At 64.3% G+C, this 14,841-nt stretch carries 16 protein-coding genes; 10 read left to right on the top strand and 6 right to left on the bottom strand.

Going from position 1 to position 14,841, the window contains the following annotated elements; genetic code table 11:
- Window positions 1-4: 4 nt before the first annotated feature.
- Window positions 5-952, bottom strand: a complete 948-nt coding sequence (locus C1H66_RS14800) for a threonine ammonia-lyase (RefSeq protein WP_102628647.1) — start codon at window positions 950-952, stop codon at window positions 5-7.
- Window positions 953-1,018: 66 nt separating this feature from the next.
- Complete coding sequence (locus C1H66_RS14795; protein ID WP_102628646.1) at window positions 1,019-2,107, bottom strand: class I SAM-dependent methyltransferase; 1,089 nt, start codon at window positions 2,105-2,107, stop codon at window positions 1,019-1,021.
- A 197-nt stretch (window positions 2,108-2,304) separates the two neighbouring features.
- Between C1H66_RS14795 and C1H66_RS14790 the strand changes: the two genes are divergently transcribed.
- From C1H66_RS14790 to C1H66_RS14780, 3 genes are all read left to right on the top strand, one after another.
- Window positions 2,305-3,252: a GlxA family transcriptional regulator gene (locus C1H66_RS14790; RefSeq protein ID WP_240618342.1), complete on the top strand. Its 948-nt coding sequence runs from the start codon at window positions 2,305-2,307 to the stop codon at window positions 3,250-3,252.
- Window positions 3,253-3,357: 105 nt separating this feature from the next.
- Window positions 3,358-3,732, top strand: coding sequence for a YciI family protein (locus tag C1H66_RS14785; protein WP_102628644.1), 375 nt, complete (start codon window positions 3,358-3,360; stop codon window positions 3,730-3,732).
- Window positions 3,729-4,082, top strand: coding sequence for a DUF1428 domain-containing protein (locus C1H66_RS14780; protein WP_102628643.1), 354 nt, complete (start codon window positions 3,729-3,731; stop codon window positions 4,080-4,082). The genes C1H66_RS14785 and C1H66_RS14780 overlap by 4 nt, the downstream gene beginning before the upstream one ends.
- Window positions 4,083-4,149: 67 nt before the next feature.
- On the opposite strand, the gene C1H66_RS14775 is transcribed toward C1H66_RS14780, so the two are convergent.
- Entirely contained in the window at window positions 4,150-5,685 is a 1,536-nt protein-coding gene (locus C1H66_RS14775; RefSeq protein ID WP_102628719.1) for a sensor domain-containing diguanylate cyclase, read from the bottom strand.
- Window positions 5,686-6,018: 333 nt separating this feature from the next.
- On the opposite strand from C1H66_RS14775, the gene C1H66_RS14770 reads away from it, so the two are divergent.
- From C1H66_RS14770 to C1H66_RS14760, 3 genes are all read left to right on the top strand, one after another.
- Entirely contained in the window at window positions 6,019-6,765 is a 747-nt protein-coding gene (locus C1H66_RS14770) for an SDR family oxidoreductase (protein WP_102628642.1), read from the top strand.
- Between the two features lie 48 nt (window positions 6,766-6,813).
- The gene (locus C1H66_RS14765) at window positions 6,814-7,218 is read left to right on the top strand and encodes a GFA family protein (protein WP_205738669.1); all 405 of its coding nucleotides are present in this window, start codon (window positions 6,814-6,816) and stop codon (window positions 7,216-7,218) included.
- A gap of 82 nt (window positions 7,219-7,300) precedes the next feature.
- Window positions 7,301-8,134: an AraC family transcriptional regulator gene (locus C1H66_RS14760; protein WP_181423487.1), complete on the top strand. Its 834-nt coding sequence runs from the start codon at window positions 7,301-7,303 to the stop codon at window positions 8,132-8,134.
- Between the two features lie 191 nt (window positions 8,135-8,325).
- Here the strand turns inward: C1H66_RS14760 and C1H66_RS23270 are convergent, their stop codons facing one another.
- Window positions 8,326-9,243 (bottom strand): CIA30 family protein, encoded by a 918-nt coding sequence (locus tag C1H66_RS23270; RefSeq protein ID WP_240618341.1) that lies wholly within the window; start codon window positions 9,241-9,243, stop codon window positions 8,326-8,328.
- Between the two features lie 270 nt (window positions 9,244-9,513).
- On the opposite strand from C1H66_RS23270, the gene C1H66_RS14745 reads away from it, so the two are divergent.
- The 3 genes from C1H66_RS14745 to C1H66_RS22925 all read left to right on the top strand — a co-directional run bounded on the left by C1H66_RS14745 (window position 9,514) and on the right by C1H66_RS22925 (window position 12,587).
- A complete protein-coding gene (locus C1H66_RS14745; protein ID WP_102628640.1) occupies window positions 9,514-11,703 on the top strand; it encodes an OsmC domain/YcaO domain-containing protein in 2,190 nt (729 codons plus the stop codon).
- 316 nt (window positions 11,704-12,019) lie between these two features.
- Window positions 12,020-12,388: a glyoxalase superfamily protein gene (locus C1H66_RS14740; RefSeq protein WP_102628639.1), complete on the top strand. Its 369-nt coding sequence runs from the start codon at window positions 12,020-12,022 to the stop codon at window positions 12,386-12,388.
- Between the two features lie 40 nt (window positions 12,389-12,428).
- Window positions 12,429-12,587: a hypothetical protein gene (locus C1H66_RS22925; protein ID WP_170064158.1), complete on the top strand. Its 159-nt coding sequence runs from the start codon at window positions 12,429-12,431 to the stop codon at window positions 12,585-12,587.
- Here C1H66_RS22925 and C1H66_RS14735 read toward each other — a convergent pair.
- Window positions 12,569-13,162, bottom strand: a complete 594-nt coding sequence (locus C1H66_RS14735; protein WP_102628638.1) for a LysE family translocator — start codon at window positions 13,160-13,162, stop codon at window positions 12,569-12,571. The genes C1H66_RS22925 and C1H66_RS14735 overlap by 19 nt on opposite strands.
- Before the next feature lie 179 nt (window positions 13,163-13,341).
- On the opposite strand from C1H66_RS14735, the gene C1H66_RS14730 reads away from it, so the two are divergent.
- A complete protein-coding gene (locus C1H66_RS14730; protein WP_102628637.1) occupies window positions 13,342-13,929 on the top strand; it encodes a dihydrofolate reductase family protein in 588 nt (195 codons plus the stop codon).
- Window positions 13,930-14,181: 252 nt separating this feature from the next.
- On the opposite strand, the gene C1H66_RS14725 is transcribed toward C1H66_RS14730, so the two are convergent.
- Window positions 14,182-14,784: a glutathione S-transferase family protein gene (locus C1H66_RS14725; protein WP_102628636.1), complete on the bottom strand. Its 603-nt coding sequence runs from the start codon at window positions 14,782-14,784 to the stop codon at window positions 14,182-14,184.
- Window positions 14,785-14,841: the final 57 nt, after the last annotated feature.

The following is a 14,841-nucleotide window of genomic DNA, read 5'->3' as shown; positions in this document are numbered from 1 at the left end:
GGTGCTACAGGAACGCCTCGAGCTCCTCGCCGCCCAGGTTGCCGCCGGTGATCACCACCACGACATCGCCTTCCGGCGGCAGCGTCACGGCTGCTTCCAGCAGGGCGGCGACGCCCACGGCGGCGCCGGGTTCGGCGGCGAGCTTGGCCCGGTAGAGCAGGTGGTGCATGGCGCGGTGGATGGCGGCCTCGTCCACGGAAGCGAGCGCCTGAACGTTCTGCCGGCTGAGCGGATAGGTGTGCTCGCCGACGATGGAGGCGGCCAGGCTCTTGGCGCAGGTGCTGATTCGCTCGAGCCTCGCCGGGCCACCCTGGGCCCAGGCGTGGGCCATGCTGGCCGCCCCGGCGGGCTCCACACCGATCAGTGAAAGCGATGGCCGCAGGCTGGCGGTGGCCACGCCGATACCGCCGATCAGCCCGCCTCCGCCGACGGGGCAGAGGATGGCGGTGGCCTCCGGGCACTGCTCGAGGATCTCCAGGCCCACGGTGCCCTGGCCGGCCACGATGCGCTCGTCGTCGTAGGGGTGCACCAGGGTGAGGCCGCGCTCCTCGACCAACCGATGCATCAGGTTCCAGGCGTCGTTGATGTCGCCGTGCAGGATCACCTCGGCGCCGAGCTCACGGCTGCCTTCCACCTTGAAGTGGCTGGCGTTCTCGGGCATCACGATGGTCACCGGCACCCCGACCTGGCGCGCCGCCCAGGCCAGGCCCAGGGCGTGGTTGCCGGCGGAGACGGCACCGAGCCCACCCGCGAGCTCCTCGCTGCCGGCGGTGCGCAGCCAGTTCAGGGCGCCGCGCGCCTTGAAGGACCCGGTGCGCTGGAAGAGCTCGCCCTTGAGCCACACCCGCCGTCCCAGCCGCTCGGTGAGGGGGTGGTCGAGCATCAGGGGCGTGGGGGAGAGGGTGTCGGCGATGCGTGCCTGTGCCTGTTGAAGCCGTGCCAGATCGATCATCCTGCCTCCTTCGCCGGGCCGCCCGGCGCGGGTCGGGCGGCCCGGTTTCTCCCTCCAGTGTAACGCTCAGGGCCGGCAGACGAAGTAGTCGTTCATGATGTCGTGCTCGAGCTGGTGGACCCGGATGTCGCGGAAGCCGGCCTCCTCCAGGTAGGCCAGGGCGCGCTCGCGGCCCCACATGGTGCCCAGCCCCTCGCCGCCCTGGGCGAGCGACACCGTCATGCAGTGGCTCAGCGACACGGCGTAGAGCATCGCCCCCAGCGGGTGCTGGCGGTCGAGGTGATGATGGCTGGAGGCGTGGATGTCCTGCACCAGGTAGACGCCGTCCGCGACCAGGGTGCGGTGGATGCCTGCGAGCAGCCGGCGTGGCTGGGCCTGGTCGTGGATGCCGTCGAAGGTGGTGACCAGCTCGAAGGCGCCGGGCGTGGCGGTGGCGTCGAAGTCGCTCAGATCGCGCACCTCGAAGCTCAGGTTGGTCAGCCCGGTGCGTTCGGCCTGCTCCCGGGCCCAGCCGATGGCCTCCTCGGAGAGGTCGTAGCCGACGAAGCGGCTGCTCGGGAAGCGCTCGGCCATGGCGAGCAGGGCCCGGCCGCGACCGCAGGCGCAGTCGAGTACCCGGATGCCGCTCTCCAGGCGTTCGATCAGCCCCGGGGCCAGTGGCAGGATGGCGTCGAACAGCGCCGGCAGCACCGTCTGGCCGCTATCGCTGGCCATCACCTCCTGGAAGCGCGGATAGCGGGAGTAGGGCACGCCGCCGCCTTCGTGGAAGCAGCGCACGACGTCATCCTCCACGTTGCCCAGCAAGGGGATAAACTGGGCGTACACGGCCAGGTTCACCGGCCCCCTGTCGGTGAGCAGCTCGGCGCGCTCGTCCGGCAACCAGTAGCTGGCGCTCTCTGGGTCGGTCTCGACCACCTCGGCGGCCACCATGCCGCCGAGCCACTCGCGCACGTAGCGCTCCTGGAGGCCGGTACGCTCGGCCAGGGCCGGGCTGGTGAGCGGCGACTGACCGGCCAGGGCCTCGAGCAGTCCGGTGCGGTGGCCGATGGAGGTCAGCAGCAGCAGGCCGCTCTCGTTGAGTGCCTGGACCAGCCGGGATTCGAAGTCGCTGGCCCCGGCCTGTTGGGATGTCGTCGTGACGGCGATATCGCACATGATCATGCTCCTCTTGTCGTTGTGGGATGGCGATGGGTCACAGGAGCACGATACGCCTGGCGTGGCGGCGTCACGCAGGCGGATTGCGACGCAATCGGGGGTTTTCTGCCATGACTCAGCTTGTCGGACCTTCCAGCACGGCGGTTACCATTGCGCTTCTGGCCGGACCGGATGCGACCGCCTCTACGCTCTATGGCATGTACGACCTGTTGGGCTCGGCCGGTCGTGACTGGGAACTCCTGACGAACGGCCGGATGGGTGAGCCGCGGCTGAAGCCGGTGATCGTTTCCCGAGATGGCTGCGGCTTCCGAGCCGCCAATGGTGCCTGGATCGAGCCGGATGCCACCCTGGATGAGTGCCTGGCGCCAACGGTCGTGTGTATTCCCGATCTGTTCGTCGCGCCCGAGGCCAGGCTGGAGGGGTATGCGGAGGAGATCGCCTGGCTGCGGACGTGCCGTCGGGACGGGGCCTTGCTCGCCGCGGCATGCACCGGCGCCCTGTTGCTTGCCGAGGCGGGCCTGCTCGACGGCGAGGACGCCACCACCCATTGGGCCTACTGCGACGCCCTGGCGCGTCGCTTTCCACGGGTGCGGGTGCACGCCCACCGCAGCCTGGTGGTCGCCGGGGAAGGGCAGCGGTTGATCATGGCCGGCGGGGGGACTTCCTGGGTCGATCTGGCACTGTTCCTCGTCGCCCGGCTGGTGGGCGTCGACGAGGCCATGCACCTGGCACGGATCCACCTGATCGACTGGCATCAGGACGGCCAGCAGCCCTATGCCGCCCTGACCCGCTCGCGCCAGGTGGCGGACGCCTGCATCGCCCGCTGCCAGGTATGGGTCGCCCAGCACTACGATACCCCCTCGCCGGTGGCCGGCATGGTCAGGCTCAGCGGCCTCTCCGAGCGCTCCTTCAAGCGCCGCTTCAAGGCGGCCACCGGCATGACACCCATGGAGTACGTACACACCCTGCGCCTGGAGGAGGCCAAGCAGATCCTGGAGAGTGGCGACGCCCCCATCGACGAGGTGGCCGAACAGGTGGGCTACTCCGACCCGAGTTTCTTCCGTCGCCTGTTCGGCCGCCGGGTGGGCCTGACGCCCAGCCAGTACCGGCGGCGCTTCCGCGCCATGCGCTTGCGCCTGCAGTGACGGGCCGAGCGAAAAAGTCCCGAGCCCGGTGTCGATTTCCCCGCCCGCCGTTCGACCCAGCAGAGGACACCCCGACATCCCGATCCACAAGGAGGAGAGAACCGAATGAAGTACGTCGCACTGGTCTACTACCAGGAGAGCATCATCAACGCCATGACCGAACAGGAATGGCACGACCTCAACCAGGAGTGCGTGTCCGGTGTGGAGCGTCTGACCCGCCTGGGCCACTACCTCGCAGGCCAGGCCCTGCAGCCGGTGGACACCGCCACCAGCGTGCGGGTACGCGACGGCGAGGTGCTGGTCGCCGACGGCCCCTTCGCCGAGACCAAGGAGCAGCTGGCCGGCTTCTACCTGCTCGACGCTCGGGACCTGGACGAGGCCCTGCAACTGGCCGGCCGGATTCCGCCCGCCCGCTTCGGCACCATCGAGGTGCGCCAGGTGCGAGAACTGCCCCCCAAAGACGAAGGAGAGCCCTCATGACCTATGTAGATGGATTCGTTGCCGCCGTCCCCACCGCCAACCGGGACAAGTACATCCAGCACGCCCGCGACGCCGCGGTCGTCTTCAAGGAGCACGGTGCCCTGAAGGTGGTGGAGTGCTGGGGGGATGACGTGCCCGAGGGCGAGGTCACCTCCTTCCCCATGGCGGTAAAATGCCGGCCGGACGAGACCGTGGTCTTCGCCTGGCTGATCTGGCCCTCCCGCGAGGTGCGCGACCGGGCCATGGCCAAGGTCATGGAGGACCCCCGCCTGCAGCCCGACGTGAACCCCATGCCCTTCGACGGCAAGCGGCTGATCTACGGCGGCTTCGAGGTCATCGTGGAGGAATGAAGCGACGCCGCGGACGGAAGCTAGATCCGGAAGGCCGGCAACCGCACCGTTCTGATGCTGACCTCGCTCAGCCGAGGGCTCTTTGCCTGCGGCGCTGGGTCTTGTCTTCGTACATGCGATGGTCCGCCAGGGCAAGCACCTCCTGGGCGGGGACTTCGGTGGAGCTGGCACTTCCCAGGCTCAAGCGAAGCTCCACCTCCACAGGCTTGCCGTGTTGGGAGGTAATGACGCACCGCTGGCCTTCCAGGTGTGTTCTGATCAGCTCGGCGACACGATTGGGGGCGGCCAGGTCCGCGGAGGGAAACAGGATGACGAATTCGTCACCACCATAGCGCGCGAGGATATCGGTTTCCCGGCACTGCATCTTCAGGCGTTCGGTGACGGTGGTGATGAACTGGTCGCCTGCCACGTGACCATAGTGGTCGTTCACCTTCTTGAGCCCGTCGACATCCATCATCAGCACGGCAAACTCCAGCCCCGGTGGCTGGGTCTTGCCCTCAATGCTCAACTGAAGTACCGATTCAAAGAAGCCCCGGTTGTAGAGTCCGGTCAGGCCGTCGCGCTCCGCCGTCTCCTTCAGCGCCAGGTGGAGCAACTTGTTCTCGGTAGCTGCCGCCAGCTGATCGACGCACAGGGTCAGCATTCGCTCCAGCGCGCCGTCCAGCTTGGGCGCGCTCACGATCAGCCAGCCGTCGTAGCTGCTGAGGCGCCCGGCCATGGGAGTGGCATACAGAGGCTCGCCGACGGCTGTTTCGCTCAGCTCGAGGGTGCCTGCGTCTGTAGGTGGCTCATGCAGTGTGGCCAGCAGGCTGCCCAGGCGGCGCTCATCCTCAGGGTGCAGCCGAAGGCCGGCGACGGCTGCGTAGCGAGTCACCTCGGGGCGGCTGCGCTCCTGCAGGAACACGGCAAACCCGTACTCGGGAAAATCGGCATGCAGATGCTTCAAGGCGTCATCCAGCAGGGTATGGATGTTCGATGCGCGATTGGCGACGACACCGAGGTCGAGCAGGGCGTGAAAGACCCGGTTCTGGTACTTGATCTCGCCCATGCTGCGACCGATCTTGCGATTCTGTCCGTACATCACTTGGGCGATCGCCAGAAAATAGACCACCGCGCCAGCGCCCTGGTAGATATCCACCCCGGCGCTGACGTACGGCCGGAAATCGACCCCCGCCAAAGCGCTCCAGCCCAGGGCACCGCCAGCGAACAGTGCCATTGAAGCGGCCATTCGGCGTGGGCCGCCGACCACCATGTTGTTCATGAAGCAGGCAAGGCCGATGCATAGGGTGGCCAGAACGTAGAAATCCAGCACGCTGCACCAGACGCCGAATAGCAGGCTGTCGCACAGCAGGTTCTTGAACTCGGCGTGTTTCGAGTCCTGGGCCCTGGCAGCGTGGAGGTATGCTACCGCCGGCCATAACAGCAGGAGTAGCCCCGGCAGAATCAGCGACCAGCCGTTGCCGTCCGCCAAGGCGATCCATACCGTGAGCCCGAAAGTATGGCAAAAGGCGAAGGAGCGTGGGGCCAGCGTCGCCAGGGCGAGGCGGTGGGGGGCCTTGAGAGGGAGCCGTGCCCGAGTTGAAAGAGTTTTGATAGTTAGCATGCCCACCTGGGTCGTCTTGCCTGCCGTAGACAGGCAAGACGACATCGACTCGTTAGGGGTATGAGCTGTTTATAACGATCTTGTCAGTAGACTAGCACCGGCAGGGATGGCTAGCATTAACTTGGCCTAATACTGTGGTATCGGAGCCATCAGCTTCTCGTGTGGTACTGCATTGGCCCCAGGGCTGGCTTCGTACCGAGACGGAGCCTTGAGCCGAGAGCGACTTCAGCCTACGCCTGAAAGGGCGCTGATCGTGCATTCCATCGACGGCGGTGATACGGCTCTATCGGGCGTGTTGCCGCACCGACCCGGACGGCAGCAGGAGGAATCACGTTGAAGAAGATCCTGGTGATTACCGGAGGGAGCCGAGGGATCGGCGCGGCCACCGCGCGCCTGGGGGCCGCTAGCGGCTACACCGTGTGCATCAACTATCGGCAGAATGAAGCCGCCGCGCTTGCCGTGGTCGAGCAGATCAACCATGCCGGCGGCGAGGCGATAGCCGTGGCTGGCGATGTCGGTTCCGAGGCCGATGTGCTGAGGCTCTTCGAGCAGGTCGATCAGACACTCGGGCCGGTCACGGCGCTGGTCAATAATGCCGGCATTCTGGAAGGGCAGATGCACGTCGAGCAAATGGATGCCGCGCGCCTGAGCCGGGTTCTTGCCACCAACGTGATCGGCAGCTTCCTCTGCGCACGCGAGGCCATTCGGCGCATGTCGACGCACCACGGCGGGCAAGGGGGAGCGATCGTCAACGTCTCCTCCATCGCCTCACGGCTTGGCGCGCCCAACGAGTACGTCGACTATGCTGCGGCCAAGGGCGCCATCGATTCCTTCACCATAGGCCTGGCCAAGGAAGTCGCTGCGGAGGGCATTCGAGTCAATGCCGTGCGTCCGGGAGTGATCTATACCGAGATTCATACCAGTGGCGGAGAGCCCGATCGAGTCGAACGCGTCAAGGCTTCCGTGCCCATGCAGCGCGGCGGAGAAGCCGAGGAGGTCGCTCGGGCGGTACTCTGGCTGTTATCGGACGACGCTTCCTACTCGACCGGCACCCTGCTTGATGTGACGGGCGGGAGATAGTGTGTTGCTGACCGCTGCTCAGTGCAGCGTACAGTCGATAGGAGAAGCATGGTGTTGAAGACCTATGAAGGTAGCTGCCACTGTGGTGCTGTCCGCTTTGAAGCGGACCTGGATCTTGCGCAGGATTCATTTCGGTGCAACTGCTCGATCTGCCGAAGAAGCCGGTTCTGGCCGGCTGTCGCCAGGGAGGACGGATTTCGTCTTACCGCAGGACAGGAGATGCTGACAGAATATCTCTTCAATACGAAGAAGAACCAGCACTTTTTCTGCAAGGTCTGCGGTATTCGGCCCTTCGGTGTCGGCAATGATACCCAGATCGGCAAGATGTATGGCATCAACATCGGCTGCCTGGAAGGTGTCACCGAGGAAGAGTTGTCAAGGATCCCCATTGTCTACGTGGATGGTATCAACGACCGCTGGCAAGAGGCTCCTCGGCATTGTTCGCACCTTTAGGGAAATGCTGAACAAATCGACGAGCGGCCCCGGCGACCCGGGTGAACCGCAAGGCACGAAGCAATGCAGGTACAGGTAGATCATGACGGATCCACGAAACCCCCTGTTCTGGCGTGACCCGCGTATGCCCCATGTGGAGCTGCGCAGGGTCGAGGACGGCCGCAAGGTCTGCTATGCCCTGCATAGCCATACGCAATGGTCGCTGGGGGCGATTACCGCGGGGGAGAGCACGTTCCGCTACCGGGACGACCGCTACCACGTGAGCGCCGGCACCCTGGTCATGATGAATCCCGACTGGGCGCACGCCTGCAACCCCATCGACAACCGGCCCTGGGCCTACCTGATGCTGTACGTCGATGCCGACTGGCTGACCGAGCTTCGCTACCAGGCCGGGCTACTCGAGGCGCCACGTTGGCAGGACATCGCCACCGCCGTGATCCCGGATCCCGAATGGTACGAGGGGTACTGCCACATGGCGGCCTGCTTGCTGGACCCCCGGCGTGACCTGCTGGACAAGCAGACGCTAGTGGTCGAATACCTTTCCGCCTTGATGCACGAGCTGGCTGACCAGCCGACGCAGCCACTGCCGATGGCGCCGGCCACCCTGCAGGAGCTGGCCGCCTACCTGGACGAGCACGCGGCGCAGGACCTGTCCCTGGACGCCCTGTGCCAGCGCACCGGCTACAGCCCCGGCCACCTCATCCGTGCCTTCAAGCAGCACTTCGGTTTCACGCCCCATGCCTACCTGATCAACCGCCGCATCCAACTGGGCCAACGCGAGCTGAAGGGCGGTACACCCATCGCCGAGGCGGCCCTGAACGCCGGCTTTGCCGACCAGCCGCACTTCCAGCGCACCTTCAAGCGCCTGGTAGCCGCCACGCCCAACCAGTACCGCCAGCCCTCGCGCGAGCAGTAGGTGTGTTTATTAACTTGCCATAACCCGATGTGGCGATCCGTTTCAACAGCCCAGGACTCAGGTGTTACGGCATGTTGAAGTTCGTAAAGTTTGCGGACTTAGCGGTAGCGAGAAAGATACACCGGGCGGGTACTCATCGCCGACGATGTTAACGGAACGTATCGGTAGCCGGTTCAAAAAGGGCGTTACCTTTACCAATGCCTCGTAGTGCCGATGCGTGGCTTCCCCAACACCCTCAACAGTCCATTCCGACACGCCCTGAGCAGTGGATAGATCCGTGCAGCACGACCGGGGCTGGCAAATAGCCGATACATTAGCCGGTTGAACACACCGCTGCGGGTGCCGAGCAGGGTGAGGCGATGCAGGGCTTCGCTACCGTGGTACCAGCGCTTGCCGATCTGCAGGGCGAAGCCCTGGTCGAGGTCGATGCCCAGGGCCGTGAGTTCCTGGCGCGCTTCGCTGTCCTGCCTGGCGTCGATCAACTCGAGTTCGCCGACCTCCTTGCGGATGCGCTGCCAGCGCACGTAGCGTCGGCATATCGGGCATTCGCCGTCGTAAACCAGGCGCAGTCGAGGGGAAGAGGCTATTTCCTGGCTTGCGCCGGTTGCCGATTCCTCGCTGAGCGTCTCGAGTCGGGACAACGCCAGACGGAAGGGGCCATCGCGTCGGTCGGCAATCAGCAGGCCGATCTGCTGGATATCGTCCGGCGCCAGTGGTGGGGCATCCTCCAGCAGGCGGCCACGAAAGACCGGCTCGAAAGCGTTCCAGGGCAGGGCGATGCGCCGCCATTCACCCGCGGGGGGCTGAAAGACGGCACGATAGGCGGCGCCGTCGATCAACTGGTTGTTATACAGGCGCAACTGGTAGCGGCGCCCGTCGCCACACGCCTCGAGGCACAGCCCCGGGTAGTCTGCCAGCCGATGGGAGTGCGGCTCGCGTCGTAGCGAGGCAAAGCCGCCGCCGTCGCTCAGCGAAAGCTCGCCCGAGAAGACGCTGTTGGCCGGCTCCGCGTGCATGGCGCCGTGAGAGACGCCGCCCATCACGCCATCAGTGATGGGGTGCCAGCGTGCGGCCTCATCCGCGGCGTGAAAATCGATCAGTGTTGGCATCGTGCTTCCCGGCCTTCGTCGCGATTCTGCACGCCTCAGCATGACGGTGATAGGGCACCGTTGCCAGGCTGGGCCGTCGTTTCGATGGGGAATGGTCGCTCACGCAAGGCACCTCGAGCCGGCCGAGGCCAATGTTGGCGCATGCGCGGCTGCGCCGGGCAGCGCCGCTTCGCTTTCAGCGGCCGATTGTCAGGTGATACCATCACGCCCCATACGGCGGCAGCCTCACGCCCTTCCCCTGTTCAAGGTTAAACACCCGGTACCCAGTTAATGGAAATCAAAGTCAATTTTCTTGAAAATCTCAGGCTTGAAGCCAAGTTTGACGATTTCACCGTCATCACCGATCAGCCCATTCGCTACAAGGGCGACGGCTCGGCGCCAAGTCCCTTCGACTACTTCCTGGCGTCTTCCGCACTCTGCGCGGCCTATTTCGTTCGAGTGTATTGTCTGGCGCGTAATATTCCCACCGAGAACATTCGCCTGTCGCAGAACAACATCGTCGATCCGGAAAATCGTTATAACCAGATCTTCAAGATCCAGGTCGAGTTGCCGGAAGATATCTCCGCGAAAGATCATGAAGGCATCCTGCGCTCGATCGAGCGTTGCACGGTCAAGAAGGTGGTGCAGACCGGCCCTGAGTTCCAGATCGAAACGGTGGAGAACCTCGACGAGGATGCCCAGGCCCTGCTGATGGTCAAGCCCGACGAGGAGGCCAACACCTGGATCGAGGGCAAGGACCTGCCGCTGGAGCAGACCATCGCCAACATGTCGACCATCCTGGCGGACCTGGGCATGAAGATCGAGATCGCCTCCTGGCGCAACATCGTGCCCCACGTGTGGTCGCTGCACATTCGCGACGCCGCATCAAACATGTGCTTTACCAATGGCAAGGGGGCCACCAAGGAGAGCGCACTCTGTTCGGCGCTGGGCGAGTTCATCGAGCGCCTGAGCTGCAACTTCTTCTACAACGACCAGTTCTTCGGCGAAGAGATCGCCAATAGCGCCTTCGTCCACTACCCCGACGAGGAGTGGTTCAAGCCAGGGCCGAACGACGCGCTGCCCGAAGGCATCCTCGACGCGTACTGCCGGGAGATCTACGACCCGGAGGGCGAGCTGCGCGGCTCGCACCTGATCGATACCAACTCCGGCAAGGCGGAGCGTGGCATCGTCGCCTTGCCCTTCGTGCGCCAGTCGGATGGCGAGGTGGTCTATTTCCCCTCGAACCTGATCGAGAACCTGTACCTCAGCAACGGCATGAGCGCCGGCAACACGCTGCAAGAGGCGCAGGTGCAGTGCCTGTCGGAGATCTTCGAGCGGGCGGTGAAGAGGGAGATCCTCGAGCAGGAACTCGCGCTGCCGGACGTGCCCATGGCGGTGCTGCAGCGCTACCCCGAGATTCTCGAAGGCATCCAGGCGCTGGAGGCGCAGGGCTTCCCGGTGCTGGTCAAGGACGCCTCCCTGGGTGGCCGGTTCCCGGTCATGTGCGTGACCCTGATGAACCCGCGCACCGGCGGCGTGTTCGCCTCCTTCGGCGCGCACCCCAGCTTCGAGGTGGCGCTGGAGCGCAGCCTCACCGAGCTGCTGCAGGGCCGCAGCCTGGAAGGCCTGAACGACTTCCTGCCGCCGACCTTCAACTCGCAGGCCGTTTCGGAGCCGAATAACTTCGTCGAGCACTTCATCGACTCCTCGGGGCTGGTCTCGTGGCGCTTCTTCAGCGCCAGGAGCGATGTCGAGTTCAGCGACTGGGATTTCTCCGGCACCAACGAGGAAGAAGCGGCGACCCTGTTCGGCATCCTGGAAGGGTTGGGCAAGGAAGTGTACATGGCCGTGCATGAGGACCTGGGTGCGCCGGTCTGCCGGATCCTGGTGCCGGGCTACTCCGAGGTGTACCCGGTGGATGACCTGATCTGGGACAACACCAACATGGCCCTGGATTATCGAGAAGACATCCTCAACCTCCACGCCTTGAGTGACGATCGGCTGGCCGACCTGCTGGAGCGCCTGGAAGAGAGCCAGCTCGACGACCACATGGACATCATCACCCTGATCGGCATCGAGTTCGACGAGAACACCGACTGGGGGCAGCTGACCATCCTCGAGCTGAAGCTGTTGATCAACCTCGCCCTGCAACAGCATGAAGAGGCCCTCGAGCGGGTCGAGATGTTCCTGCAGTACAACGACAACACCGTCGAGCGCGGGCTGTTCTACCGTGCGGTGAATGCGGTGCTGGAGATCGTCCTCGATGACGAGCTGGCGCTGGACGACTTCCTCTACAACCTCAGGCGCATGTTTGGCGAAGCGACCATGGAGGCGGTGGTCGGCTCGGTGAGAGGCGAGGTGCGATTCCATGGCCTGACGCCGACCAGCATGCAGCTGGAAGGCCTGGAGAAGCACCAGCGCCTGGTCGAAAGCTACAAGAAGCTGCACGCCGCGCGTGCCGCCAGGGCCGGTGGCGCATAACAGAATGGCGTTATTGCATGATCATTCGCCAAGGGATCGTTTCGCCGTGCCTGAACTTCATGCGATGCAAAGGGAGGACGTGCATGATCTTCGACTTGCCTGCACCGGAAGCGTATGAATCTGATTCGTTGGTTGGCTGGATTGAGCGCCGTCGCAGCATAAGGGAATACTCGAGTGCGTCTGTCTCGATGTCATCATTGTCTCAGCTACTCTGTATCGGGCAGCAGCGTAGTCCTTGACCATGCATGCCCAGCTTGCTTCACGAGAGTGACCGTTCTTCGCGAAGCTCACCCTAAGGCAAAGGAAACTCAGCGAAATGAGCTTCGGCAAGACGACACCGATACTGCGGATCTTCGATGAAGAGAAGGCCAGGGAATTCTACGTTGGTTTCCTGGGCTTCAAGGTGGATTGGGAGCATCGCTTCGCGGAAGGCATGCCGCTGTACATGCAGGTCTCCAGGGACGGCTGCGTTCTGCACCTCTCCGAGCACCACGGCGACTGTAGTCCCGGTGCGGCGCTGCGGATCGAAACCGACGAACTCGGGGCATTCCATCAGCAGCTGCATGCGGCCGACTACAAGTACGCCAAGCCGGGGCTGGAAGAAATGCCGTGGGGCAGCAAGGACATGACCATAGCCGATCCGTTTGGCAACAAGCTGACCTTCACCAATGCGATCAGCACCTGAGCGCGGATTCCCTTGATGGTTGGCCTGACAGGAGTGCTCCATGGACGACTCGACGAAGCGCGAGCTGATACAGCGATACCTCACCGCCTACAACCACTTCGACATCGCAGGGATGCTGGCCGTGCTTGCCCAGGACGTTGGCTTCGAGAACTACTCACATGACCTCGGCCTAACCCGTACTTACTCGACCAGCAGGTAGACGCAGCTGGCGGCGAGCAGTACCGCCAGCGTGCGGTTGATCGTGACCAGCACCGCGGGGCGGTGGACGTAGCGGCGCAGGAAGGCACCGGCGTAGACCCAGCTCCCCAGCGACAGCCAGCAGATGGGCAGATAGAGCAGGGCAAAGATGATGACCTGTTGCAGGTCGCTGCCACTGGTATAGGCGCCGATGCCTGAGGCCGAGGCCAACCAGGCCTTGGGGTTGAGCCACTGCATCAGGGCCCCGCTCAGGAAGCCCGGCGCCTCATGGCTGCCGCCCTCCGGCAGGCGGCCGTCGTCCCGGGCCAACCTAACGCTCAGGTAGAGCAGGAACGCGACCCCGGCCCAGCGCAGCGCTTCCTGAAGCCCCGGCACCACCGCCAGCAGCGAATAGAGCCCCAGCCCCACGGCGATGAACAGGGCGACAAAGCCCAGGGTGGCGCCGGTGACGAACACCAGCCCCTTCGAAAGCGGGTAGCGGGTACCGCTGCTCAGGCACACCAGGTTCACCGGCCCCGGCGAGATCGAGGCCGCAAGGGCAAACGCCGACATCGGCAGCATCAAAGCAAGGCTCATCGTCACTCTCCTGGGTGGCAATGGCCGAAGTGTGCAATGGCGGCTGCGCGCCGTATTGAACGAAATTGAGGTGCCCGTGCAGCCGAAGGGAGTCTCCCCGGTGCGGTTCAGTTGGGCGTTGAGTTTTTCTACTATCTTGGTGGGCGAGACAGGCGCCACGAAACCAGGATGGCTGAGCGATGCGAACCCAATACTACACGGCCGCGAGCCTCGACGGCTTCATCGCCACACCCGAGGACTCGCTCGAGTGGCTGTTCCCGCTGGGGGATATCAACCAGACGGGCTACCCCCAGTTCATCAAGGCGGTAGGGGCCCTGGCGATGGGCTCTACCACCTACGAGTGGATGCTGCGGCACGTCATCAGGCCAGGTTCGGCGAACCCGGGCGAGTGGCCGTACGAACAGCCGGCCTGGGTCTTCTCCAGTCGTGAGCAGCCAGGCATACCCGGCGCCGACATCCGGTTCGTGCAGGGTGATGTTGGCCCCGCGTATGAGCAGATGCGGGCGGCGGCAAATGGGAGGAATCTCTGGCTGGTCGGCGGCGGTGGGCTGGTGGGACAATTCTACGACGCTGGCTTGCTCGATGAGATCATCGTGCAGGTTGGCTCGGTCACGCTGGGGTCCGGCAAGCCGCTGCTACCGCGCAGGATCACCTCGCCCTCCCTCCGGCTGGTTTCGGCCCTGCGGCTCGGTGAGGGCTTCGCGGAACTGCGGTACGAGGTCCCGGGCCGTGAAACGGCAAACACGGGCTCCGACGGGAGCCCATAGGGGCGCCCGATTCGTCAATGATCGGTCGCCCCACCCGCTGTACCGGCAGGGCGGCGCTCATGCTTCGAATGTGGTGGCGAGTGACGCTGCTGCTGAACGGGCTGCTTCGAGAGGCATTCGCTGCATCTCCCAGGGGCTGACGAGGCACTGCAGAACGAAAATGCTTCGCCGGCTACCCCGTCTGCCTCCTTCGAGCAGTAGGCACACGCAGCTGACGGCGAGCAGCACCGCCAGCTCGTCGGTATCAATCCCCTATTCTTCCGTGATCGGACGGTGGTTCGGGTGGGACGCAACTCGCTCCAGCCATCGGCAAACGTTGGGATAGTCCGCCAATGTGAATCCGCCCTCTTGCGCCACATGGGTATAGGCATAAAGGGCGATATCCGCGATGGTGTAGCGATCCGCGACGAACCAGGCCTGTCGCGCCAAGTGATCGTCCATCACCGCCAACGCCGCCCGCCCCAACGCCTGCTTGCCGGCCAGCTGTGCCTTGCGTTCCTCGTTCAGACCAAGATGCGTCAACCAGAAGCGCGGTGTGGCGATGTTGGGCTCGTGACTGTATTGCTCAAAACTCATCCAGCGCAGGACCTGGGCCTGATCCCAGCGGCCCTCCGGCCAATAGTCGGTCCCTTGGGCCAGGTAGTAGAGGATGGCGTTGGATTCGCTGAGAAAGCGGCCATCGTCGAGTTCCAGCACCGGGACCTTGCCGGCCGGATTCTTGCGCAGGAATTCGGGGGTTCGGGTTTCTCCACGAACGATATCGTAATGACGATATTCATAGGGCTGGTCCAGCAGGTCAAGCAACAGGCGCACTTTATAGCCGTTGCCGGAGGGCAGGTAGTCGTGCAAGATCATCGTCGTCTCCAGTGAATTGAACGAGAAGGCAGCCGGTCTGGCATCCAACCCCGAACA

It is taken from the genome of Halomonas heilongjiangensis (assembly GCF_002879645.1).
GTDB lineage: Bacteria > Pseudomonadota > Gammaproteobacteria > Pseudomonadales > Halomonadaceae > Halomonas > Halomonas heilongjiangensis.
The sequence above is the reverse complement of the archived record's forward strand: the minus strand, read 5'-3'. Positions and strand labels throughout refer to the sequence as shown.

Bases quoted from the DNA above. Each gene is read 5' to 3' on its own strand.
- C1H66_RS14800 (WP_102628647.1), bottom strand. From the start codon at position 952: ATGATCGATCTGGCACGGCTTCAACAGGCACAGGCACGCATCGCCGAC.
- C1H66_RS14795 (WP_102628646.1), bottom strand. From the start codon at position 2,107: ATGTGCGATATCGCCGTCACGACGACATCCCAACAGGCCGGGGCCAGC.
- C1H66_RS14790 (WP_240618342.1), top strand. From the start codon at position 2,305: ATGTACGACCTGTTGGGCTCGGCCGGTCGTGACTGGGAACTCCTGACG.
- C1H66_RS14785 (WP_102628644.1), top strand. From the start codon at position 3,358: ATGAAGTACGTCGCACTGGTCTACTACCAGGAGAGCATCATCAACGCC.
- C1H66_RS14780 (WP_102628643.1), top strand. From the start codon at position 3,729: ATGACCTATGTAGATGGATTCGTTGCCGCCGTCCCCACCGCCAACCGG.
- C1H66_RS14775 (WP_102628719.1), bottom strand. From the start codon at position 5,685: ATGCTAACTATCAAAACTCTTTCAACTCGGGCACGGCTCCCTCTCAAG.
- C1H66_RS14765 (WP_205738669.1), top strand. From the start codon at position 6,814: ATGGTGTTGAAGACCTATGAAGGTAGCTGCCACTGTGGTGCTGTCCGC.
- C1H66_RS14760 (WP_181423487.1), top strand. From the start codon at position 7,301: ATGACGGATCCACGAAACCCCCTGTTCTGGCGTGACCCGCGTATGCCC.
- C1H66_RS23270 (WP_240618341.1), bottom strand. From the start codon at position 9,243: ATGCCAACACTGATCGATTTTCACGCCGCGGATGAGGCCGCACGCTGG.
- C1H66_RS14745 (WP_102628640.1), top strand. From the start codon at position 9,514: ATGGAAATCAAAGTCAATTTTCTTGAAAATCTCAGGCTTGAAGCCAAG.
- C1H66_RS14740 (WP_102628639.1), top strand. From the start codon at position 12,020: ATGAGCTTCGGCAAGACGACACCGATACTGCGGATCTTCGATGAAGAG.
- C1H66_RS22925 (WP_170064158.1), top strand. From the start codon at position 12,429: ATGGACGACTCGACGAAGCGCGAGCTGATACAGCGATACCTCACCGCC.
- C1H66_RS14735 (WP_102628638.1), bottom strand. From the start codon at position 13,162: ATGAGCCTTGCTTTGATGCTGCCGATGTCGGCGTTTGCCCTTGCGGCC.
- C1H66_RS14730 (WP_102628637.1), top strand. From the start codon at position 13,342: ATGCGAACCCAATACTACACGGCCGCGAGCCTCGACGGCTTCATCGCC.
- C1H66_RS14725 (WP_102628636.1), bottom strand. From the start codon at position 14,784: ATGATCTTGCACGACTACCTGCCCTCCGGCAACGGCTATAAAGTGCGC.